This is a genomic window from Paenibacillus yanchengensis (genome assembly GCF_042684845.1).
In the GTDB taxonomy this organism is placed as follows: domain Bacteria; phylum Bacillota; class Bacilli; order Paenibacillales; family Paenibacillaceae; genus Pristimantibacillus; species Pristimantibacillus yanchengensis.
Map to the genome: position 1 here is coordinate 90,409 of NZ_JBHUMH010000021.1, position 22,088 is coordinate 112,496.

Genomic DNA, 22,088 nt, shown 5'->3' on the forward strand with positions numbered 1-22,088 from the left:
CAAAATAGATAATATGTGATAGTATATTTTATTCGCATCATTAATTCAATAAGGTTCGCACATATTGCCATAAAAAGCAGAGAAATGTACAATTAACGATATCTTAAAACGTCAACTTATAATCTAGGTAGATATATTTTTAGTGAAATGGTACATTAAACAGTGGAGCATTTTAGTTTGGTGAGCGGTATGAGGTAATATGTGTAATGGTGTAATGGTGTAATTGTGTTAAGTATGCGAAGAGGGATATAAGAAAAAGGAGGTGTCATCGTTGCCGATAACAGCGAAAAGTGGTGTCATTCCACAAAGTACGCTCGGTCTGATGCACCGCGTTTATAAATATATATTGCCTCAAGTGAATGAACAGTTGCAGCGAATTACGGAACGAGCAAAACAAATCCCAGATAGAGAATTGCGAAAACAGGCTCTTGACAGCATATCCACTAAAAAATTTCATTGTCAAGGAGGGAGCGTATATGCTGCTGCCCATCCGGCTTATATGCCTGTACTAGTTCCTCTTATTGTGGCACTGCAAACTATTAGTGATTATTTAGATAATTTGTGTGATCGCAGCACCTCCATGGATGCTGATGATTTCGCATTGCTACATCAAGCGATGTATACAGCAGTGACACCTGGAATGGAGCTTGACAATTACTATGCCAAACGAACAGAACAAAATGATGCTGGATATTTGAAGTTTTTAGTTATAACTTGTCAACAGCAGCTTAGTAACTTACCAGCATATTCTTATGTGCAAAGTGAAGTGCAACAGTTGGTTAAGTTGTACAGTGAACTGCAAGTGTACAAGCATATAGCTCCTCATTTGCGAGAAGAGAGATTACTTGATTGGTGGGAACTACATCGCACTAACTATCCTCAGTTACAATGGCATGAATTTGCTGCTGCCGCTGGATCTACGCTGGCCATGTTTGTACTTTTTTTGGCAGCTACGGACGAACAGTTAACGAAGGAACAAGTCGCATTATACAAGCAGGCTTATTTTCCCTATATCTGTAGTCTACATATTCTACTAGATTATTGTATTGACATGGAAGAAGATATGTTGGGTGGCGATTTGAACTTTTGCAGTTATTATCCCAGCTCGATCGAATTAGTTGATCGATTGGAATTTATATTACGGCAAGCAAGAAAAAGTGCGGAGCGTTTGCCAGCTGCAAAATTTCATCGTTTAATTATTGACGGCTTATTAGCACTATATTTGTCTGATCCAAAAGTGCATGAGCAGTCAAACGTTCGTCAAATATCGAGACAACTTATGAAAAACAGCACGCTATCTCGTTTGTTCTTTTTCATCAATAGTAAGTGGATTCGATGGAGACGATTATAATATTTGGTGATGGAGGAATTTAATATGTCTGCAGTCAAATCAATTGCGGTGCTGACAAGCGGAGGCGATTCACAAGGAATGAATGCAGCCGTTCGCGCTGTAGTACGTAGTGCGCATTATTATGGTTTGGAAGTTTTTGGCGTACAACGGGGATATCAAGGATTATTGAATGACGATTTGCGCCCAATGGATTTACGCAGTGTCGGTGATATTATTCAACGTGGTGGAACGATATTACAAACAGCCCGTTGCAAAGAATTCGAAACAGCTGAAGGGCAAAGCCAAGCAGCAGAAATGCTGAGAGCAAGAGGTATTGATGGGCTTGTCGTTATTGGTGGGGACGGTTCTTATCAAGGAGCGAATAAACTAAGTAAACTTGGTATTAAAGCTATGGGTCTTCCAGGTACTATCGATAATGATATTGCCTATACGGATGCTACAATTGGCTTTGATACAGCTGTAAGTATTGTAGTAGATGCTATTAATAAAATACGTGATACGATGTCTTCTCATGAAAGATCTTCTGTTGTAGAAGTTATGGGGCGCCACTGTGGCGATATTGCACTTCATGCTGGGCTTGCGAGTGGTGCAGAAACTATACTTGTTCCCGAAGTGCCATTTGATCTTAACGAAGTGTCTGAAAGAATGCGAGTTAATTTTGCTACTGGCAAACGTCATAGTATTATCGTAGTTGCAGAAGGTGCGGGAAAAGGTGACGATGTTGCCAGAGTTATTCACGAAAAGAGTGGAATAGAGCCGCGAGTTACGGTACTTGGTCATATTCAACGTGGTGGAACGCCAACAGCGGTTGATCGGATTTTAGCAAGTAGATTAGGTGACTTTGCTGTTCGTCAATTAATGAATGGTGATTCAGGCAAAGCTTGTGGCGTTGTTAATGGTCAATTAGTAACTACAGATATTGATAAAGTAGTGCATACAAAACGCGCATTTAATATGGAATTATATGAATTGGCGATGCGACTTTCACAATAATTCAGTAACTAAAAATGGTTCTTTGCTGAAGGTAGGGCGGTTTGAAGCTGCTGTGTATGTATCGAAATAAAAAAGAGCAAACACAGCAGCTCTGTCAAGTGATGTCAATACAAAAACAAGCTAGTCAATTACGACCAGCTTGTTTGTGATCATTGTGGAGGCTTTAGTGTAATAAGCCATTCTTTTGCTTGTTGCAAATACTAAATTCTACTATTTCCATTACATCTGCTGGTCTGAGCAAATCTATTCCGTCCCTTAAAACAATGTCCATGTTCATTTCCATTGACGTTAAAAAAGGGCTTAACTCAGGTGCTAATTTTTCAACAATTTGCGATAATTTAACAGTTTCCATATCCATGAAACATCACCCTTTCTTCAAATGATAAAATCACTTGCAAGCTAACAGGGTAAAGATTAGGGAATGAAACAATAGCGCTCATTAACTGCTATTATAGCAGTATTCGCTGCAAAAAAAAAGTTGTCGGCTAATGATAATAAAAATGAATGTTTTTTTGGCCAACTAGTAATACTAATTACTTATGTGTTATAATGATTTAGATATTCTTAAGTAGGCTGAAGATAGAAGGAGTTTGAGACAAGTTTGAAAACATTTGCAGAATTTAACTTGGAGCCAAAAGTGCTTCAAGCGATTACGGACCTTGGGTTTGAGGAATCAACCCCCATTCAGAGCCAGGCTATTCCAATAGCTCTTGAAGGTAAAGATTTGATTGGACAGGCCCAAACAGGTACAGGAAAAACAGCGGCATTCGGAATTCCGCTTATAAACAAAATACCGACTAGTGAAGATCGAATTGTTGCATTAATTATGACACCTACCCGTGAGCTTGCTATTCAAGTAGCAGAAGAGATCGGGAAGTTGACTCGATACAAAGGACTTCGTTCGTTGCCGATATACGGCGGACAAGAGATTGGACGACAAATTCGAGCTTTAAAGAAAAAACCTCAAATTATTATTGGTACTCCAGGAAGATTACTTGACCATATTAATCGTAAAACGATTCGTCTGGAAGATGTTCAAACGGTAGTACTAGATGAAGCAGATGAAATGCTGGATATGGGCTTTATGGAAGACATCCAGTCTATTTTGAAGCTGGTACCCGCAGAACGCCAAACGATGTTGTTCTCTGCAACAATGCCACAAAACATTCAACGTTTAGCACAACAATTTTTGAGAAATCCAGAGCATGTGTCGGTTATTCCAAAACAAGTAACGGCACCATCGATTGATCAAGCGTATATTGAAGTTCATGAGCGTCAAAAATTCGAAGCACTTAGTCGTCTTTTAGATATGGAATCGCCTGACCTTGCTATTATTTTTGGTCGGACTAAACGTCGTGTAGACGAACTTAGTGAAGCATTGCAAAAGCGTGGTTATTCAGCAGAAGGATTACATGGTGACTTATCACAAAATCAACGTGATAGCGTGATGAGAAAATTCCGTGACGGTAGCATTGATGTGCTCGTAGCTACGGATGTAGCAGCACGTGGGCTTGATGTATCCGGCGTATCCCATGTTATTAATTTTGACTTACCGCAAGATCCAGAAAGTTATGTACACCGTATTGGTAGAACAGGACGTGCTGGTAAAGAAGGTAAGGCATGGTCGTTCGTTACTCCACGTGAAATGGATCATTTGCATTTTATAGAGCGAGTGACGCGTCAGCGTATGGCTCGTAAGCCGCTTCCAAGTTTGTCGGAGGCAATTGAAGGTAAACAACGTATAACGGCTGAGCGTTTACTTGAAGTAGTGGAAAGTGATGATTTTACGGAATACAAAGCAATCTCTATCCAATTGTTGGAAGAGTATGATTCTGTATCTTTATTAGCTGCTGCAGTTAAATTGCTTACTGGTGATCGTAAGGAAGTAACAATTGAGCTAACACCAGAAGAGCCGCTTCGTGCTAAAAAACGTAAACCGGATATTCGTTCCACAGGACGCCCATTTAACCGCAGTTCATCAACAGGTGGACGCAGTGGTGGTGGGAATTATAGACGTGACGATAATCGTGGCAGTAGTGCTAACAAAAGCAGTGGTGAAAAAAGCTACCGTGATAAGGATAGAAGCGGATCAAGTAGCTATAGCTCCAAACGAAACAATGAAAATCGCAGCTACAGCAATGACAGACGTAGCCGTGTAAAATCACCAGACAATAATTAACAAAGACGGAGAAGACCGTGATGCCTTGCGGCAAACCGTTCTTCTCCATTTTAATTTAGAAACAGAATGTAACTAAAATAATGTACAGCAATATAAAAAGAACTAAGACTGCAGCAGTTGAATTGAAGCTGTTATTGTTATTAATTTGGTGTTGGTGTTGGTGTTGGTGTTGGTGTTGATGGGCATCAACAGGATGTTGTACATGTTTTCTGCTCATTTGTAAACCTCCTCTAAAAAAGCGTATAATATATTACACCATACATCATATTCTGTTTAGGCATTTGTGATTAGACTATAGTCTAGCAGAATTCGATTTGGGCTGCTTTTTCTCATATCTGTAGCAATACATAATTAAAAAGACGTTAATGGAGGCATCAGCAATGGAACCAAGAGGAATCATGGGTGGTTTTTATCGAATTTCAGAATGGATTATGCGCCTATCAGCGATCAACTTACTGTGGATTATTTGTTCTTTCCCGTTTGCGCTTGCAGCTTTAGGGTTAATTGTACCTATTGAAGGAACTGAACAACAAATACTCGATAATATGAAATTTGTATCGATGGTAATGGGGATTGTGGCACCGTTTACACTGTTTCCCGCTACTTCAGCGATGTTTACTGTAGCCCGTAAATGGGTGCAAGGTGAAGTTGATGTACCGTTATTTAAAACCTTTTTCCGAGGTTACAAAGAAAATTACAAGCAAAGTATGATTGGCGGAATTATTTACACCCTACTTATCTTTATTATGATTGTTGATTTTATCGTCTACAAAGAAAAGCTGGCATTGTTAGCATATGTGTTTATTGCTTTTCTTGTTTTGATTTTTATTTCTTTGTTTAACTTTTTCTCGGTAATTGTTCATTTTGAAATAAAAACATTTCAATTATTGAAACGGTCTATTTTATTTACAATTGGAACACCGCTACGTTCGTTATCTACTGCTATAATGTGTGGATTTGTTATTTACTTAAGCTTTTTTAAATTTCAATTTTTGATTCCATTTTTTATGGGAAGCATTGTAGCTTTTTTAGCTTTTTGGAATTTCAATTTAGCTTATGCAAAAGTAGCAGAGAAAGCTGAAAAGTACGCTAAACTGGCAGAAGAAGATGATGATATTGTAGAAATAGATCCGGATGATGTAATTAAAGATGAATATGAGCAAGAAAATAGTGTTAAATCATTGCCAGAAGAGACAAGAAAAGAAGATGATAAACACGATTTTAATAAATAACATTATTAGGATAGACGTTTGACGTTTACTTTTATGATGTTACGGTCTATAATAACAATACAGTAATTGAAACTCCTGCTGTGTGCGTTGCGGCTTTACGCTGTTTTGAACCAATGGCTGTTTCACGGGAGTCTAATATTGGAATAACGATGTCACGCCTCACTCGTGAGGATCACAAACTTATTTCTGCGGACACCCACCTGCGAGAGCGGGTTCAGAAACTTTGGAGTCGGACGGCATTGGCGGGTTTTCAATTTATAATCATTTAAACTAGAGCTTTCAGCGGTTAATTACTGCGAATGCTCTTTTTTCATAGGACAAATCATGTTATCATATAAAGTAACGTATACAGAAGCTAGAGGGGGAGAGCGAAAGTTGTTGAAGCGGACATTGGTCGGAGTAATTCGAAGTCATGAACAAACTGGCGACAAAGCCAAAGATCCATTGTTGAAATCACATTTTTATAAACTTTCAAAGGACAAGGCTTGGGATGAAGTGATTTCTGTTATAAAAAAAATGCAAGGATATAAATTATTGCATGAGGTACAATCTGTTGGGGAAATTGTGTTAGAAAAAAGGACTATGTTTGGTAGGACGATGGATATTACAGTTTCCGTAATTGGTGTTAACCCGCTTACATCAGCAGTCGATATTTATTCTGCTTCCCGTGGCTCTTTAGGTGATTTGGGATCTAATTATAGAGTGATACTCGATTTGTATCGCGCGCTTGATAAAAAACTAGCCTCTTATAAAGTTAAAAGCTAAATAAATAAAAGCGAGCAAAGGTATCCCTTGCTCGCTTTGTTTGCCGTCACAACGTTTTAGAGAAGTGCTTTTGCTGCAGCAATTGCTTGATCGTAGTTAGGATGCTCCGACATTTCGGCTACATATTCTACGTATTGTACCTTGTTGTTTTGGTCGATTACAAAGATTGAACGCATAGCTAGTCCAAATTCTTTGATATAAACGCCGTAAGCGTAAGAGAAGTTTTGGTTTCTGTAATCGGACAGCATCGTAACTTTTTCTGCACCGGCTGCACCACACCAACGAGCTTGTGCGAAAGGTGTGTCCACACTTACAGTAAGTACGGCTGCATTGTCTCCTAGTTCGCTTGCCACTTCGTTAAAACGGCGTGTTTGCAAGTCACACACACCTGTATCGATAGATGGGATAACACTGATTAATTTTACTTTACCATCAAAATTGCTTAATGATGCAGTATCTAATAAAGATGAGTGTAAAGTAAAATCAGGAGCTTGATCGCCTACTTGCAGCTCTGGTCCAACTAATGTTAATGGGTTGCCTTTAAAAGTTGCAACACCTGTACGTTCTTGAGCCATGAATAAATCCTCCTTGATTAAAAGTATTTGTTGTACGACATTCATTATAATCATAAACTGCAATTGTTGTCCAATAACTGGATAGCCAGAAGGAGGAAACAGATGATATTTTTAAGATATGAAAGTTTTCGATCGTATGTACGTCAATACCCAGGTACGACATTACTCGTAGTCATTAATGTGATTTACTTTATCGTTCTAGCTTTACAAGGCAATACGAATGATCCCACCCATTTGAAAGAGTTTGGCGGGTTGATCTCGAATCCAGAAGTAGCACCTTATGGTATGCTAGAGCCGTGGCGTTTTTTTACTGCTATGTTTATGCACAGTGGATTCGATCATCTGCTTTATAATATGTTTGCTTTGATCGTGTTTGCTCCGCCACTTGAGCATTTACTTAAAACTTCTCGCTATCTGATTTTTTATTTTTTAAGCGGTATAGGCGGGGGCTTAGCAAGTGCAGCGGCTACGACATGGTTTGGCGATCCGCAAGTGTTACGAGTGGCAGTAGGGGCATCTGGAGCGATATATGGTGTGTATGGTGCGTTTCTATTTATAGCATTGTTCCGGAAAACGATGCTTGATGTCAGCTCAATCAAAACAATTTATATTATACTAGGATTTGGTGTAGTATATTCCATTATCATTACACGTATTGACTTTTGGGGACATGTTGGTGGAGCAATAGCTGGGTTTTTGTTATACAGTTTGTTTGATCGATTGAGGATGTCGAAGCTTCGTAACAAATAATATAAATATGCTTATACAGGAGAGATTGAATCCGCAATGGAACTTCGTCAGCTTCATTATTTTGTTAAAGTAGCACAGAAAGAACATGTAACGCAGGCGGCAGAGGAATTACATGTTGCTCAGTCTGCGGTAAGTCGTCAAATTCATCAGCTAGAACAAGAGCTTGGCGTTAATCTATTTGTACAAAAAGGGCGTAATGTTCAGCTTACACCAGCGGGACATTTGTTTAAAAAACGAATAGAAGCGATATTGTTAGACTTGGAACGAGCAGTAACAGAAGTGCATGAGTTTTTGGACCCAGAACGTGGCGAAATCAGGTTAGGATTTCCGCATAGTCTTGGTATTTCACTCGTTCCACAAGTTGTAGCTGCTTTTCGTAAAAAGTATCCTAATGTCAAGTTTCGTTTTCGGCAAGGAATGTACCCATTACTTATTCGAGAATTAGTGCAGGGAGATATCGATTTGGCTTTCATTTCTCCTTTTCCTAATGATCATGATGATGTAAGTGGACAAGTGATATTGACAGAGCAATTGTATGCCATATTGCCGCCTAATCATCGGCTTGCCAATGAAACAGAAATTGAATTGCAACAACTTGCAGAAGAAACATTCGTTGTGTTTAGTGAAGGCTATTCATTAAGACCTATTGTAATGAATGCATGCAAAGAAGCTGGCTTCGTACCGAAGATTGGTTTTGAAGGAGAAGAAACTGATACGATACGTGGACTCGTTGCAGCTGGAATGGGAGTTAGTATATTACCAGAGATGGCATTACACTATACGGGACCGTTGCAAGCGGTAAAGGTGACACTAAGCTATCCACAAGTATCGCGGACGATTGGGCTTATCCATCGAACTCACGAGAAGTTGCCACATGTGTCTAATCTATTCCATACTTTTTTACTTCAATATTTTGATGAGCCAGTTAATACAGATTGAAAAACGGTATTGGATCATTGCTAACAGTGTAATCTGTTAGGCAAATGAGATCCGATACCGTTTTTTTTAATCTCGATTATTAAGGAATATTGCAATAAACTTAAACAATTGCAATAAGGAAATAAGTGTTGCTGCAACGTAAGTGAGTGCTGCGGCGTTTAATACTTTAGCGACTCCACGTTCTTCGTTATTTGTAATAAAGCCATCAGCAACCATTAGATCGCGAGCTCTACTACTAGCGTTAAATTCAACAGGCAATGTAATAAGCTGGAAGGCAACGGCTACGGAGAAAAAGATAATTCCTAGCCCGATTAATGTATTATTCATACTTAATAAAAATCCAGCAATTAGCAATATTGGGGCAATCGATGATGCAAAGTTAACGACTGGGAAAATGCGATGTCTAAGCACAAGCATCGAATAAGATTCTGCATGTTGGATCGCATGACCGACTTCGTGACAAGCGACTGAGATTGCTGATATAGAGCGTTCATAATAGACAGGCTCTGATAACCTTACTACACGGCTAACGGGGTCGTAATGGTCGCTAAGTGCGCCTGGAACAGGTTCGATAGGTATATCGTGCAATCCGTTATTGTCGAGCATCCGGCGCGCAGCTTGATAACCGGTTAGCCCACTGGAGGCTTCGACTTGAGCCCAGCGATTAAATGTTCCTTTTACACGAAATTGTGCCCAAATAGAAATACCAAAAGCGATAAAGATTAAAAAATCAATTGGATGAAATCCCATTGGAAAACCTCCTATTCATACTTAACATTATTTTTAGTAATTTTTAACTATTGGATGTTACATAAAAGTGTTTTTGTTCATAAGTAACATTAAGGCTTCAATACAAGCAGCTGTTTGAGGTGTAAGCTTAGTAAATAGTTGTCGCGCTTGTCGTGGTTTCATTTGTTTTAATACTGGTTCTAACGCTTTTACTTCTCGTTCAATATTCGATAATTGTAGTTCTAATTCGTTTAATCGCTGTGTAACACTCTCCTCTGTCAGATCACTATCTCGTTTGTGTAAAATGGCTTTAATTTCTTCCAATGTCAGTTTGTTTCTTTTCAATTGTTCTATACGATGTAACGTAGCCAAAGTTTCATCAGAATATAGGCGATAATTGCTTGTTGAGCGTTCAATTGGTGCAATTAAACCTATAGTAGTATAGTAATCAATTGTTCTGGTGTTTATATTAGCAAGATTAGCTAATTCTCCGATTTTATACATTTGTGGTACATCTGACATTGCTTCACCTGCCTTCTATACAAGCGTCTTCTAACTCTAATGATAATAGTTAGAAAGGCTGTCGTCAAACGATTCGCTACTTTGTAATTAATGTGTCATTAGTTACATATCATTGGAATGAATTAAGTGGACGAGGGAACAGTATAGCATATGCTGTGTTCTGATTATAGATATTATTTGGAATGGAGTGGTGGTTTCATGAAAATCAACTTAGATTGCTTGAGCGAAGTGGATGATCATGATACGATGGAACACGGGTCACCGACATGTAGAGGTCGATATATGGGATTAGGAGGGGACATCGATGAGAAAGGTAATGATGTTATTTATTGCTGCATTCGTATTAGCAGGGTTTTCCGTTGTAGAATATAATCGTGCAGCAGATGAAAATGGCTCTATTCTAAAGGTTAATGCTGGATTTAGTCCGACAGTAGGGCACGAAATGGTACCTTTTCAGCTGCCTGATATGGAGGAAGAGTCTGTATGGATAAAAAGTGGCGAGAAAAAACTTATTTTTCTTAACTTTTGGGCATCATGGTGTGGACCGTGTGAGTTAGAAGCGCCTGACTTGCAGAAGCTTCATGAGAAGTATGGTGATGTTATGACTATTTATGGTATTAATTCTACGAAAAATGATAAAGAAAGAGCTGCGCGTCAATTTGTAGAAGATTATAAATTTACTTTTCCTGTCGTGTTTGATCGCGAAGGAGATATTACGAAATTATTTAAAATACAGTCTTATCCGACCAATTTTTTAGTCGATAGCAATGGTGTTATTCGCGAAAGAATACCTGGCGTTATTACATACGAAGATTGGGAACGTAGAATTGAAAAGTGGCTCGAAAAATAAAAGAAAAAAACTCCTGTTAAGAAAGTGGTTGGCAATGGCCAGTCATTACTTTCTAACAGGAGTTTTAAATTAATGATTAATAAGCCCTATACGATCAGTTGTTTCGATTTTCAAATCTACTTTTTCCATATGAAGCAAGGCGTAACGTATACTATCGACTAACGCTTCCCAACTAGCTTCAATAACGTTGCTGGAGACACCAACAGTACTCCACGTATTATTTAGTCCTGTTGACTCCACCAATACTCGTACCTTGGCAGCCGTGGCATCCTTCTCGTCAATGACACGTACTTTGTAATCGGATAAATGAATTTTTTCGATGTTAGGATAGAACTGAACTAAAGCTTTGCGTAGAGCATTGTCCAGTGCGTTCACCGGTCCATTACCTTCTGCTGCGGTGTACACTTGTTGTCCATCGATATTGATTTTGACAATCGCTTCGGAAATCATACTGCCATTTGTTTTCTCGATATGCATTTTAACAGATTCAATTGTAAACAATGTTTTTACTTCTTCAAACGCTTCTCGTAGCAATAACTCTAGTGAAGCATCAGCACCTTCAAATTGATACCCTTGATGTTCCAAATCTTTTATTTTTTCGATAATAGTTTTCGTTTTTTCATTGTTCGTATTAATATCTAATCCCATTTCTACTGCTTTGGAAATAATGTTGCTTTGCCCTGCTAGCTCGGAAACTAATATTCGTTGTTTATTGCCGACTAACTCTGGAGCAATATGTTCATATGTTTTTGCATCTTTTAAAATAGCTGAGACGTGAATACCACCTTTGTGCGCAAAGGCAGCGTTGCCAACATAAGGTTGTCCCACTGGCATATGAACATTAGCAATTTCACTAATATAACGAGCGGTACTAGTTAAAGCAGCTAAATTATTTTCAGGCAGACAGTTGTAGTTCATTTTTAATTGCAAGTTTGGAATAATCGAACAAAGATTGGCATTACCACAACGTTCTCCATAGCCATTAATCGTTCCTTGTACTTGTCTAGCCCCTGCTTTGATCGCAGCAAGTGTATTGGCGACTGCTAGTTCACAATCATTATGCGTATGAATACCGATAGGCACATGTAGCTGTTCTTTTACATAGGTAACAATTTCTTGAATTTCGTCAGGCAATGTTCCACCGTTCGTATCACAAAGTACTAGCCAGTTAGCGCCAGCGTCTTGTGCTTTACGTAGTGCAGCGAGTGCATAATCTTGATTATTTTTAAATCCGTCAAAAAAGTGTTCCGCATCATACATCGCTTCAATTTCATGTTGTTTTAGAAAAGCAATCGAGTCATAGATCATCGCCAAATTTTCTTCCAGTGTTGTTTGCAAGGCGGTATGTACATGAAAATCCCATGATTTCCCGACTAATGTAGCAGCTTGCACTCCGGAAGTGACGATTTTGAGTAGATTAGCATCGGTTTCTGCATTACTATTTTTGCGACGTGTACTGCCAAAAGCAGTAATTTTAGCATTTAAGTTATAATCTTTAATTCGTTGAAAAAATTCAATATCTTTACTATTGCTACCTGGATTGCCGCCTTCAATATAGTGAACTCCCAAAGCATCCAGTTTGAGAGCTATTTTTAGTTTGTCATCCGCTGATAGACTAATTCCTTCCCCTTGCGTACCATCACGCAAAGTAGTGTCCAAAATAAAGATGTTATCATTCATCATTATAAAACCTCCTTCACTATACCTACAGCACAAATAATTTCTTATTATATCACTTTGCACGAGTAAAGTAGAGTGATAATCGTAAGTTAGTCATGAAAAAGTAACCATTACGTTAATATTTTTAAATATAGCTATCGATAAAGCAAAATATATGGTAAAAATAGAATGTATGTTTGGTAATTTGAAAAGGGGTGAAGTCGTCATGAGCGAACCTAAAAAGCCAAGCCGTCACGTTGAATCGATGTATCCAGAAAAAGGTCGAGTAATTATCCATTTGGATATGAATGCTTTCTATTGTTCAGTTCATGCGGCTGAAGAGCCGGGCAAGTATGCAGGGAAAGCAACGGCTGTATCTGGTAGTGTAGAAGCTCGCAAAGGTATTATCGTTACATGTTCTTATGAAGCAAGAGCTTTGGGAATTAAGACGGGGATGAATGTTCGTCAAGCTTTAAAAATCTATCCTTCATTAATACTAATTGCTCCAGATTTTAATTTGTATCGTCAGTATGCTCGTGGGTTTATGCACATAGCTGAACAATATACTCCACTTGTCGAACGAGTATCTATTGATGAATGCTATTTAGATATTACTGGCTCCAAAATATTCGGTACGCCACTCGATATTGCTACTGAATTGCAGCAAAGAATCCATGAGGAATGGTCATTACCATGTTCAATAGGATTAGCGCCTAATAAGTTACTAGCAAAAATGGCATCGGATATGAAAAAACCGAATGGAATAACTGTTCTTCGATTGCGAGACGTTCCACGTATATTATGGCCTAAACCATGTCGTGAATTATTTGGTGTTGGCTCTAAAACAGCGATGAAATTAGCTAAGATGAATATTATGACGATCGAGCAGTTAGCTAAGACGGATGAACAATTACTGATTAAACAATTTGGAGTAATGGGCAGTTGGTTAAAATCTGCTGCTTATGGCATTGATCATACAGAAGTAACCAATCAACAAGAGCCGAACAAATCTATAGGGCATACGACAACGTTACCAGCAGATGTAACAAAACGGACACAGGTGCATCGCATATTACTAAATCTGGCTGATCAAACGGGTAGACGGCTTCGTAAACAACAATTATTTGCATCTACTGTTCAAGTTACCATTAGAAAACCGGACATGTCGACGATTACCCGTTCACAAACGTTATCTACAGCAACAGAAGACACTTTTACAATCTATCATCAAGCTTGTCAGTTGTTGGATCGTAATTGGCAAGAAGGAGATCCCATCCGATTACTTGGTGTTACGCTGCAAAACTTAACTAGTGCATCGCATGCAGTAGAGCAATTAGATTTGTTTCAGTACGAAGAACAGCCCAAAAAACAAGCTTTAACCAAAGCGATGGACCAAATTCGTAACAAGTATGGCGAATCAGCTGTATTAACGGCTGGTATGTTAGGTGATGATCCGTCGACACTAATACGTAACAAAAGGATTCGTGGGACGTCCTTGCAAAAAGATGATAGTTTGTTATATATTGATGAGTGAAGCTAGTGCCATATGGTGTAAACTTGGGAGGGAAATAGTGTGGCGAAATATACTTGGGTGGAGAAGGACACATGTATTGCATGCGGAGCGTGCGGAGCGTCAGCACCCGATATATATGATTACGATGATGAGGGAGTAGCTGAAGTCGTATACAAGAACGATTGTAATCGCGGTAATACAGAAATTCCTGAAGAATTGCATGAAGATATGTACGATGCGCTCGATGGCTGTCCGACGGATTCCATAAAAATAGAAGATGAACCGTTTAATAAAGAAGGTTGATATAGAAAGTATCCTTTTTTCAGTCTATCGTACCATTTACGAGAAACTAAAAAAGGATTTTTGTATATAATGAAGATAAATATGGACTAGGAAGAATGGTCAAATGTAGATTGTCCTATTTTCGGGTGAAGGAGGGACATTATTGCACGAGAAGCCAGATATTACTCATTTAAAAAAATTTGTTAAACAACATCCAGATAACCAAATGGGATGGTATTTACTCGGAAAACATTATGCCAATGCTGGTAAACATGAAAAGGCTAATTATTGTTTTGTGCAAGCTGGTGATATTTATGAAGCATTTGAGGATGAACATCATCCGCTAGTGTTATTACAAATGGAGCAGCTACAGCAATCACAAACACAGCACGAACGAACGCAAAAAAGAAAGTGGTTGTGGATGTTAATTATTCCTTTAACGATGATTTTGCTTATGTCGAAGGATGGAAAGCTAACTTCTAAACAGCTAGCAGCTGAAGGAGATCAATCACTAGTCGTATCGCAAGTGGCAGATGTGGCAGAGGAAGAAACTGGGGAGCTTGGCGTTTTACTGTTGTCTGAAGAACAACCCAATCTAGTAGGCGATGCAATGAAGTCTATCGCGACTGCCAGTTCTGAAACGCCAGCTATGTATGTTGCAGTAGCATTAGAGCAGAAACAAAACTTTCACATTTGGCCAGATGTGATGCAGCCGCAATTTGTCATTAATCAGCAAGCGGAACAAAATGGATCATGGGAAGTTATATTTTTTAATGAAGCGTTATGTCAATGTAAACCAGCAGATAACCAGCAAATGAGTAATCGTTTAAATACATGGCAACAGAATCAGCTGCATCAATGGACGTTAGTTAGTGCCATAATGCAATACAAGAACCGAAACGATGTGTGGCCGGAGCAACTAGATGATCTTGTAAAACCATATCCAGAAAATATATTAGCTGGAGACAGCCCACATATGGCCGCTAGTTTCACATCTACTTTACAGCAACTGCAAAAAACAGAAAAAAAGAAACCAGTTCAAGTAAAAGAGAAAGAAAATGCTAGACCTCATAACAATGATTTTCAAAAGACAACTTTGCTAGATGCGAGCGGGTGGGATGGTGATAAAGAACAACCGTTAGAAATTATAATTGATCCTACAAATTATAGCTTGGCAGTTGTTTATCAACAGATTATTATACGGAGCTATGAGGTAGGGCTTGGTGGGGAGCGAACACCTGAAGGTGAGTTTGAAATTAGTGAAAAAGTGAAGCATCCTACAGGGGAGCAGCCAGATATATTTGGAACACGTGGCATGGTGCTGTCAGATACATTATTTGCTATTCATGGTACTTGGAATGAGGATAGTATCGGTGCGGATGAATCGTTAGGTTGTATACGTCTGAGCAATGAAGATATCGAGGAACTATATGATCTTATTCCACTTGGAACATCTGTCAAAATAGCACATGGTAGTTTACCTAAATTAGATCCACTTGCTCCAGCGTTATCGGATGATCGTTTCAAGTTAACACCGAAGCAAGAGGAAACTAACAGCGATCAGCTATATCAATGGTTAAATTAAACAGGTATAATTAACTTAAAATGAGAAGTAGTGCAATAATTACAATAAGTACCGCTGCGAGCGAAACCGTCCATATAATTGCTTTTTTATTCACTTCTTCTTTTGGTTTAGTTTTCATTGGAGCTGGTTTCCGTTTAGCTGCGCTCATCATCTATCAACCTTTCTTATCATATTATTAATAGCTGCATATATGAGCATTTTAATCGTTTTATCGGTTTGTCGCAAGTTGCTCACAATCGTATTCACACAAATTTACTGACTAAACCTCTTTTCTTTTTTTCAGAAAGAAGTTAAACTGTTCGTTGGAGTAAATAACTAGTGCGGGAGTGAGAGGCTTGCTTTATAGAACTATATTAAAGCCTGTATTTTTCAAAATGGATCCAGAAAAAGCGCATCATCTCGTTGTTGATGGACTGGCAATGACAGGAAAAGTACCGGGCGTAACTCGGATGCTGGATACAATGTATGGAATTAAACCGATGCCAGAACTGCAAACAGAGGTGTTTGGCATATCTTTTCCTCATCCAGTAGGACTAGCAGCAGGTCTTGATAAGAACGGAAAGAGTGCAGATGGATTTTCAAGCATCGGGTTTGGTTTTATAGAAGTGGGAACAGTTACACCAGAGGGGCAGCCAGGTAATGAACAACCTCGTTTGTTTCGCTTGCCTGAAGATGAAGCGTTGATCAATAGAATGGGATTTAATAACGAAGGTACTGCTGCGATGGCAGGCTACTTGAAAAAACGTAAATTGCATCATATACCTGTAGCTATTAATATTGGAAAGAACAAAGACACAGCGAATGAATTAGCACATGAAGATTATGAAGCATGTATTCGAGCGCTATATGGATATGGCGATTTTTTTGTGGTCAACATTAGTTCTCCGAATACACAAGGATTAAGAGACCTACAACATGGTGATGACTTGCGGAATTTACTTACAGCTGTTACGACTGAAATGAATAGTCAAAGTCAGCGGCTTGGTAGTCGTACGAAACCGGTATTGGTGAAAATAGCTCCAGATATGACGGATGAGCAATTGGCAAATACGGTAGAAACGATTAAAAATAGTGGTGTTTCGGGTATAATTGCTACTAACACTACATTATCTCGCGATGGGCTTACTCATGCCAATGCAAAAGAAACTGGAGGAATGAGCGGTGTACCTCTACGTGAAAGATCAACTGAAGTAATTCGTGAAGTGTTCAAGCAAACGGCAGGAAAAATACCTATTATTGGTTCAGGAGGCATTTTTTCTTCGCAAGATGCATACGATAAAATTCGTGCAGGTGCTTCTTTAGTTGAAATTTACTCAGCGTTAATATACAAAGGACCAGGGATTATGAAAGAACTAACAGCTGGTTTAGTAGAATGTTTGCGTAAAGACGGTTACCGTAACATAGCTGAAGCAGTGGGCGCAGATCATCGCTAATACAGGAGGCGGCCGGATGGACGGTAGAGATTGGAATTTTTTTTTACAGCCATACGAGCAAGCGGTAGAAGAATTAAAAGTAAAGTTTAAAACGATGCGCAGTGAATTGAAAATGCGTGAAGCGTATGCTCCGATTGAATTTGTTACTGGACGTGTTAAACGAATATCGAGCATATTGGACAAAGCCAAACGGTTAAGTATACCGATGGATCAATTAGATAGCGGGATCGAAGACATAGCAGGAATTAGAATTATGTGTCAATTTGTAGATGACATACATCGTGTTGCTGAATTAATACGAACTAGAAAAGATTTTACATTCGTTTATGAAAAGGACTATATTACTAATTTCAAAGAAAGTGGCTATCGTAGCTATCATATTATCGTACAATATCCTGTACAAACCGCGCTTGGTTATACAGAGGTACTAGCTGAAATTCAAATTAGAACGCTCGCAATGAATTTTTGGGCGACGATCGAGCACTCTCTAAATTATAAATTTAAAGAAAGTTTGCCAGATGATGTACGTCTACGTTTGAAAAAAGCAGCAGAAGCGGCTTATGCGCTTGATCGAGAGATGGCAAGCATTCGACGAGAAATATTAGATGCGCAAATTAATTTTGAAGAGGAAGCAAGTGTAGTAGCGACTATATTGAATGGCATTCATGAATTGTATGCCCGTCATTTAGTACGTCATGCTGCGCAATATCAACAACGGTTTAATGAACTATATGCTGCATCTGACTATTTAGGATTATGGCAGCTAGCAGCCACGATTCAAGAAGAAATTGCGAAGGCAAAACAATCGGGCAACAAATAACTATTACCACAAATGAAATAATGCAATAATGTTATGAAAAGAAAAAAGGCTAATAAGAATGTGGTTAACCACCAAGCTCTTATTAGTCTTTTTGTATTTGCATTTTATTGTTTAATTAAAATAGTATTGGAAATTAGTGTTGTCCGGTATATTCCTGATCGATAGTTGTTTTAATTTCTTCCACACTTTTACCGTCTGCTTGCATTTCGATAACCTTTTGCAATTCTAATTTACAAATACCACATGTTGTACTGTGATCTGTCCAAACAATTTCGGCTTGTTCCGTCGTATTATCTGGTGTTTTTGCCCAGTAGCAGCGCAACAAAGAATCATGTGCCTCATCATACTTTGTTCCCTTCATACAGCCACAGTAACAATTCATCTCTTGCATAATATGGGCGTGAGCACCAACATTTGCATACAATGAGCGATTGTACTCGGTACTTTCATCCAAAAAGGAAGGGAGCATATCAACACTATTCGTACTTTGCCACGTTTCACTTCCAACTAATTGTGCTTTTTTGTAAGATAATTGCTCTTGAGCAGTGGAACAAGCGGTCAGTATCGTCGCAAAACCGAATACCATCATAAAGCTATATACGATCCAATACTTTGTTTTCATTAGTTACTACCATGATGTTTCGTTAGAAATTGTTTATAGTCATCAAGTGGATGTCCAGTTGGCGCTTCCGGAGTTTTAATTCCACCTTCCATACGTTCTACTTCAACACCATCTTCATAATAAACAAGCGTAGGTGTATGCTCGATACTCATTTTACTTTGATAATTTCTAAATTCTAGTACATTTAATTGATGAATTGGTACACTCAGCTCTTTCGCAAGTGGCATCAACTCAGGTGTAGTTAGTTGGCAATACCCACAAGTTGGAGAAAAATAGTAAACGAAGAAATCTTCTTTATCTGTAATTTTTTTGTCCAGTGCTGCTGGTAATATGATATTCTGGTAGTTAGAATCTTTTAGCTGGTCACGAGTTGCTGGGTTTAATTTGGATGTAGGCATATCGTATAAACTATTTTTTGGCTCTAATTTAGTGAAAGCAAAGATTCCTGCAATTAAGACGACAATAATACCTAGATACAAATAAATCATTTTTGAGTTAGACTTTTTTTTCATTGACAATTACGACCTCCGCATAATTATAGTATTCTCTTATTTTGATTTGTGTTCCGTCATTATTATACTACAACTTTGTTGAAAACAGTAGAAGCGTGATATAGTCATAGATAAACTAATAAACTATTAAACTAATAAAGTGTAATGTTGGGGTGTTATGATGAGTGAAAAAATGCGAATCGACAAATTACTTGCTCATGCAGGGTTTGGAACGCGTAGTGAAATAAAAAAAGCAATGAAACAAGGATTAATTACTGTAGCAGGTGAGATTGTAAAAGATCCCGGCTTAATTGTCCGGAGTGATAATAGCACGATTGCGTTTGGAGGAACTCCAGTGCTTTACAAAGAAAACATCTATTTGTTAATGAACAAACCGGCAGGAGTCGTCTCGGCTACCGAAGATGTGCGTGATCGGACTGTTCTTGATTTATTGGCTGATAGTGAAAAGCATTTTGCTCCGTTTCCAGTTGGAAGATTAGATAAAGATACTGTAGGCTTATTATTACTGACTAATGACGGACAACTTGCTCATCAGTTGTTATCTCCGAAAAAGCAGGTACCCAAAACATACGAAGCTATAGTACTTGGCACAGTTAATCAGGAAGATCAAACGGCTTTTATGCAAGGTGTTACTTTGGATGATGGATATGTTACATTACCAGCTCAGTTAACTATATTAGATCGTTTTACAGCAGCGGAAGGTCGATGCTCCTTGATCCATTTGACGATACATGAAGGGAAGTTTCACCAAGTAAAACGGATGTTTTTGGCGGTAGGAAAAAAGGTGTTACATCTGAAGCGGATAACGATGGGGACGCTGCATTTAGATGAAAGCTTGCCGGAAGGAACATATAGAGAGCTAACGGAGCAAGAATTGGCAGATTTACAAGCGATTGGAGTGCCACTTACGAAGACATAAGAAGGGGAGAAGTGACTTTGACTAATCAAAACCTATTACAAACATTAAAATATAATTTAATTGCATTAGATATCGACGGTACGTTAATCAATGATCAGCATGAAATAACGGAGGAAATGCAGTCTACGATAGCAGCATTGTTAGGGGCAGGAGCGGATGTTGTGCTATGTACAGGACGAGGTCCGACTAGTACGATTCCGATATTAAATAAGCTGTCATTAACTGGCAGTGCTATTGTTCATAATGGCTCGGTCGTCATTGAAGCAGGAACGAAGCAGGTATTATACGAAAATGGGTTTTCGATTGTGGAATTATTTCCATTTATTACGTATTGCCGGCAACATGATATTAACTTTGATGTCAATACTGCGCTGCAAATGATGATTGAAACAACGACGCCTGAACTTACGCAGATGTATATTGATTACGAAGAAAGTCCAGTGCTCTGCTCCGACTTAGATAGGTTGGAACAACAAGTAGTCAAAATGACGGTATTTGCTGAAGAATCTATTATAAGTGAAGTAGAAGCAATATGGGCAACCTGGGATCTGCCAGAACAACTACAATTAATTCGAAGCGGAGAACAATTCCTCGACATTCAGAGCAAAACAGCTTCAAAAGGAAACGCGCTAGAGGCATATGCCAAATTAAAACAAATCGATCGCTCACAGGTTATTGCCATAGGCAATTATTTTAATGATGTATCTATGTTACAGTTTGCTGGTCTTGGAGTCGCAATGGGGAACTCGCCAGATGAAGTGAAGGAGCTTGCAGATTATGTAACGGATACGAATAACAATGACGGAGCAGCTAAAGCGTTGCGTAAATATGTCTGGAATGAATAATTGGAATATAGGGAAATAGGCTTTTCAATAAGTCGCTAAACTAAAAGTAGGACAAAGAAACGTGGCGTTTTTTCCGTCCTACTACAATATCTCATTCACAGTTTACGTTCCAACTGTCATTCCAAGCCGAAGCTCGTTTATAGTTTTTTGCCTGACAAAGGAAGGCATGACTGTTTTCGTATCAAGCTTCACTACAAACCTCTACCCAGTCTGTTTATACGATAATTCGTACAAAGCTTAGACCCCAACAGTAAAGTCCATATAATTGTGTAAAATGCATCTGGAAGAAAATAAGAAGAGCCATGATGAATTATTTCCTTTAGAATGAAGTTGTCGAGACAACATTCCATGGAGGGATTCATCATGACTCAATATCAGATTACACTAAATGAAGAACTTTTGCACCAATTGTTTATTGGAGATGCTAGGAATGCTGGTATCGCTGCCTTGTTGGAAACAGTACTCAATCAAGTATTAAAAGCGCAGTCTGCAGATCAGCTAGGTGCTGAAAAATATGAGCGAAATGAAGAACGTACAGGCATGCGCAACGGCTCTTATTCCCGTACATTAACTACTCGTTTAGGAAAATTAACGCTTCAGGTTCCTCGACACAGAGACGGAAGTTTTTCTACGGAGTTATTTCAACGGCATCAACGAAGTGAGCAAGCACTTGTCCTTTCTTTGATGGAAATGGTGGTGCAGGGGGTATCCACACGTAAAGTCACCAAAATCACCGAAGAATTGTGCGGCACATCCTTTTCAAAATCTACGGTAAGTGAGCTATGCAAAACGTTAGATCCGATCGTTCAAGACTGGAATCATCGCTCACTTACTGCCATCTATCCTTTCGTCATTGTCGATGCGATGTATGTGAAAGTACGTGAGCATGGCAGAGTTCGCTCTAGAGGTGTTCTCGTTGCGACAGGTATCCGTCAGGATGGAGTCAGGGAGGTATTAGGGCTGGAGATTGGAGATACAGAATCGGAAGCTACATGGGGAACTTTCTTCGCTCA

Annotated in this window: 24 protein-coding genes and 1 other RNA gene; 17 read left to right on the top strand and 8 right to left on the bottom strand. The window is 38.8% G+C overall.

What is annotated here, in order from left to right; genetic code table 11:
* The first annotated feature begins 322 nt into the window (after positions 1 to 322).
* Together ACFSTH_RS10355 and pfkA are read left to right on the top strand one after the other, a co-directional pair.
* Positions 323 to 1,351 (top strand): tetraprenyl-beta-curcumene synthase family protein, encoded by a 1,029-nt coding sequence (locus ACFSTH_RS10355; protein ID WP_377774494.1) that lies wholly within the window; start codon positions 323 to 325, stop codon positions 1,349 to 1,351.
* Between the two features lie 24 nt (positions 1,352 to 1,375).
* The gene (gene pfkA / locus ACFSTH_RS10360) at positions 1,376 to 2,344 is read left to right on the top strand and encodes a 6-phosphofructokinase (protein WP_377774328.1); all 969 of its coding nucleotides are present in this window, start codon (positions 1,376 to 1,378) and stop codon (positions 2,342 to 2,344) included.
* Between the two features lie 163 nt (positions 2,345 to 2,507).
* On the opposite strand, the gene ACFSTH_RS10365 is transcribed toward pfkA, so the two are convergent.
* Positions 2,508 to 2,702, bottom strand: coding sequence for a hypothetical protein (locus ACFSTH_RS10365; RefSeq protein ID WP_377774326.1), 195 nt, complete (start codon positions 2,700 to 2,702; stop codon positions 2,508 to 2,510).
* Between the two features lie 243 nt (positions 2,703 to 2,945).
* On the opposite strand from ACFSTH_RS10365, the gene ACFSTH_RS10370 reads away from it, so the two are divergent.
* From ACFSTH_RS10370 to ACFSTH_RS10385, 4 genes are all read left to right on the top strand, one after another.
* On the top strand, positions 2,946 to 4,523 hold the full coding sequence (locus tag ACFSTH_RS10370; RefSeq protein ID WP_377774324.1) for a DEAD/DEAH box helicase: 1,578 nt from the start codon (positions 2,946 to 2,948) through the stop codon (positions 4,521 to 4,523).
* Between the two features lie 380 nt (positions 4,524 to 4,903).
* The gene (locus ACFSTH_RS10375; RefSeq protein WP_377774322.1) at positions 4,904 to 5,755 is read left to right on the top strand and encodes a YesL family protein; all 852 of its coding nucleotides are present in this window, start codon (positions 4,904 to 4,906) and stop codon (positions 5,753 to 5,755) included.
* A 69-nt stretch (positions 5,756 to 5,824) separates the two neighbouring features.
* Positions 5,825 to 6,008: non-coding RNA, 6S RNA (ssrS, locus tag ACFSTH_RS10380), on the top strand.
* A 122-nt stretch (positions 6,009 to 6,130) separates the two neighbouring features.
* A complete protein-coding gene (locus tag ACFSTH_RS10385) occupies positions 6,131 to 6,520 on the top strand; it encodes a DUF1499 domain-containing protein (RefSeq protein WP_377774492.1) in 390 nt (129 codons plus the stop codon).
* Between the two features lie 56 nt (positions 6,521 to 6,576).
* Here ACFSTH_RS10385 and tpx read toward each other — a convergent pair whose 3' ends face one another.
* Entirely contained in the window at positions 6,577 to 7,095 is a 519-nt protein-coding gene (gene tpx / locus ACFSTH_RS10390; protein WP_377774320.1) for a thiol peroxidase, read from the bottom strand.
* Between the two features lie 102 nt (positions 7,096 to 7,197).
* On the opposite strand from tpx, the gene ACFSTH_RS10395 reads away from it, so the two are divergent.
* Together ACFSTH_RS10395 and ACFSTH_RS10400 are read left to right on the top strand one after the other, a co-directional pair.
* A complete protein-coding gene (locus ACFSTH_RS10395) occupies positions 7,198 to 7,845 on the top strand; it encodes a rhomboid family intramembrane serine protease (protein WP_377774318.1) in 648 nt (215 codons plus the stop codon).
* 36 nt (positions 7,846 to 7,881) lie between these two features.
* The gene (locus tag ACFSTH_RS10400) at positions 7,882 to 8,784 is read left to right on the top strand and encodes a LysR family transcriptional regulator (protein WP_377774316.1); all 903 of its coding nucleotides are present in this window, start codon (positions 7,882 to 7,884) and stop codon (positions 8,782 to 8,784) included.
* A gap of 66 nt (positions 8,785 to 8,850) precedes the next feature.
* Here the strand turns inward: ACFSTH_RS10400 and ACFSTH_RS10405 are convergent, their stop codons facing one another.
* Together ACFSTH_RS10405 and ACFSTH_RS10410 are read right to left on the bottom strand one after the other, a co-directional pair.
* Positions 8,851 to 9,534 carry a zinc metallopeptidase gene (locus ACFSTH_RS10405; RefSeq protein ID WP_377774314.1) on the bottom strand — a complete coding sequence of 228 codons (684 nt, stop codon included), beginning with the start codon at positions 9,532 to 9,534 and terminating at the stop codon, positions 8,851 to 8,853.
* 57 nt (positions 9,535 to 9,591) lie between these two features.
* Positions 9,592 to 10,035, bottom strand: a complete 444-nt coding sequence (locus tag ACFSTH_RS10410; protein ID WP_377774312.1) for a MerR family transcriptional regulator — start codon at positions 10,033 to 10,035, stop codon at positions 9,592 to 9,594.
* 304 nt (positions 10,036 to 10,339) lie between these two features.
* On the opposite strand from ACFSTH_RS10410, the gene ACFSTH_RS10415 reads away from it, so the two are divergent.
* Positions 10,340 to 10,885 (top strand): TlpA family protein disulfide reductase, encoded by a 546-nt coding sequence (locus ACFSTH_RS10415; protein ID WP_377774310.1) that lies wholly within the window; start codon positions 10,340 to 10,342, stop codon positions 10,883 to 10,885.
* 69 nt (positions 10,886 to 10,954) lie between these two features.
* On the opposite strand, the gene cimA is transcribed toward ACFSTH_RS10415, so the two are convergent.
* A complete protein-coding gene (gene cimA, locus ACFSTH_RS10420; protein WP_377774490.1) occupies positions 10,955 to 12,565 on the bottom strand; it encodes a citramalate synthase in 1,611 nt (536 codons plus the stop codon).
* 205 nt (positions 12,566 to 12,770) lie between these two features.
* On the opposite strand from cimA, the gene ACFSTH_RS10425 reads away from it, so the two are divergent.
* The 3 genes from ACFSTH_RS10425 to ACFSTH_RS10435 all read left to right on the top strand — a co-directional run bounded on the left by ACFSTH_RS10425 (position 12,771) and on the right by ACFSTH_RS10435 (position 15,924).
* Positions 12,771 to 14,078, top strand: a complete 1,308-nt coding sequence (locus ACFSTH_RS10425) for a DNA polymerase IV (RefSeq protein WP_377774308.1) — start codon at positions 12,771 to 12,773, stop codon at positions 14,076 to 14,078.
* Positions 14,079 to 14,117: 39 nt separating this feature from the next.
* Positions 14,118 to 14,360: a ferredoxin gene (locus ACFSTH_RS10430; RefSeq protein ID WP_377774306.1), complete on the top strand. Its 243-nt coding sequence runs from the start codon at positions 14,118 to 14,120 to the stop codon at positions 14,358 to 14,360.
* Between the two features lie 142 nt (positions 14,361 to 14,502).
* Complete coding sequence (locus tag ACFSTH_RS10435; protein WP_377774304.1) at positions 14,503 to 15,924, top strand: L,D-transpeptidase family protein; 1,422 nt, start codon at positions 14,503 to 14,505, stop codon at positions 15,922 to 15,924.
* 10 nt (positions 15,925 to 15,934) lie between these two features.
* Here ACFSTH_RS10435 and ACFSTH_RS10440 read toward each other — a convergent pair whose 3' ends face one another.
* Positions 15,935 to 16,075: a hypothetical protein gene (locus ACFSTH_RS10440; protein ID WP_377774302.1), complete on the bottom strand. Its 141-nt coding sequence runs from the start codon at positions 16,073 to 16,075 to the stop codon at positions 15,935 to 15,937.
* A gap of 184 nt (positions 16,076 to 16,259) precedes the next feature.
* Here ACFSTH_RS10440 and ACFSTH_RS10445 point away from each other — a divergent pair, with 184 nt between their 5' ends.
* Positions 16,260 to 17,357: a quinone-dependent dihydroorotate dehydrogenase gene (locus tag ACFSTH_RS10445; protein ID WP_377774300.1), complete on the top strand. Its 1,098-nt coding sequence runs from the start codon at positions 16,260 to 16,262 to the stop codon at positions 17,355 to 17,357.
* A 16-nt stretch (positions 17,358 to 17,373) separates the two neighbouring features.
* The gene (locus ACFSTH_RS10450; protein ID WP_377774298.1) at positions 17,374 to 18,177 is read left to right on the top strand and encodes a GTP pyrophosphokinase; all 804 of its coding nucleotides are present in this window, start codon (positions 17,374 to 17,376) and stop codon (positions 18,175 to 18,177) included.
* Between the two features lie 133 nt (positions 18,178 to 18,310).
* On the opposite strand, the gene ACFSTH_RS10455 is transcribed toward ACFSTH_RS10450, so the two are convergent.
* Positions 18,311 to 18,799 carry a PCYCGC motif-containing (lipo)protein gene (locus ACFSTH_RS10455; protein ID WP_377774296.1) on the bottom strand — a complete coding sequence of 163 codons (489 nt, stop codon included), beginning with the start codon at positions 18,797 to 18,799 and terminating at the stop codon, positions 18,311 to 18,313.
* The gene (locus ACFSTH_RS10460) at positions 18,799 to 19,311 is read right to left on the bottom strand and encodes a thioredoxin family protein (RefSeq protein ID WP_377774294.1); all 513 of its coding nucleotides are present in this window, start codon (positions 19,309 to 19,311) and stop codon (positions 18,799 to 18,801) included. Before ACFSTH_RS10460 ends, ACFSTH_RS10455 begins: the two co-directional genes overlap by 1 nt.
* Before the next feature lie 160 nt (positions 19,312 to 19,471).
* On the opposite strand from ACFSTH_RS10460, the gene ACFSTH_RS10465 reads away from it, so the two are divergent.
* The 3 genes from ACFSTH_RS10465 to ACFSTH_RS10475 all read left to right on the top strand — a co-directional run.
* Complete coding sequence (locus ACFSTH_RS10465; protein WP_377774488.1) at positions 19,472 to 20,230, top strand: pseudouridine synthase; 759 nt, start codon at positions 19,472 to 19,474, stop codon at positions 20,228 to 20,230.
* 17 nt (positions 20,231 to 20,247) lie between these two features.
* Entirely contained in the window at positions 20,248 to 21,075 is an 828-nt protein-coding gene (locus ACFSTH_RS10470) for a Cof-type HAD-IIB family hydrolase (protein WP_377774292.1), read from the top strand.
* A gap of 363 nt (positions 21,076 to 21,438) precedes the next feature.
* Positions 21,439 to 22,088, top strand: a 650-nt coding sequence (locus tag ACFSTH_RS10475; protein WP_377793659.1) for an IS256 family transposase, incomplete at its 3' end; no start/stop codon positions are given.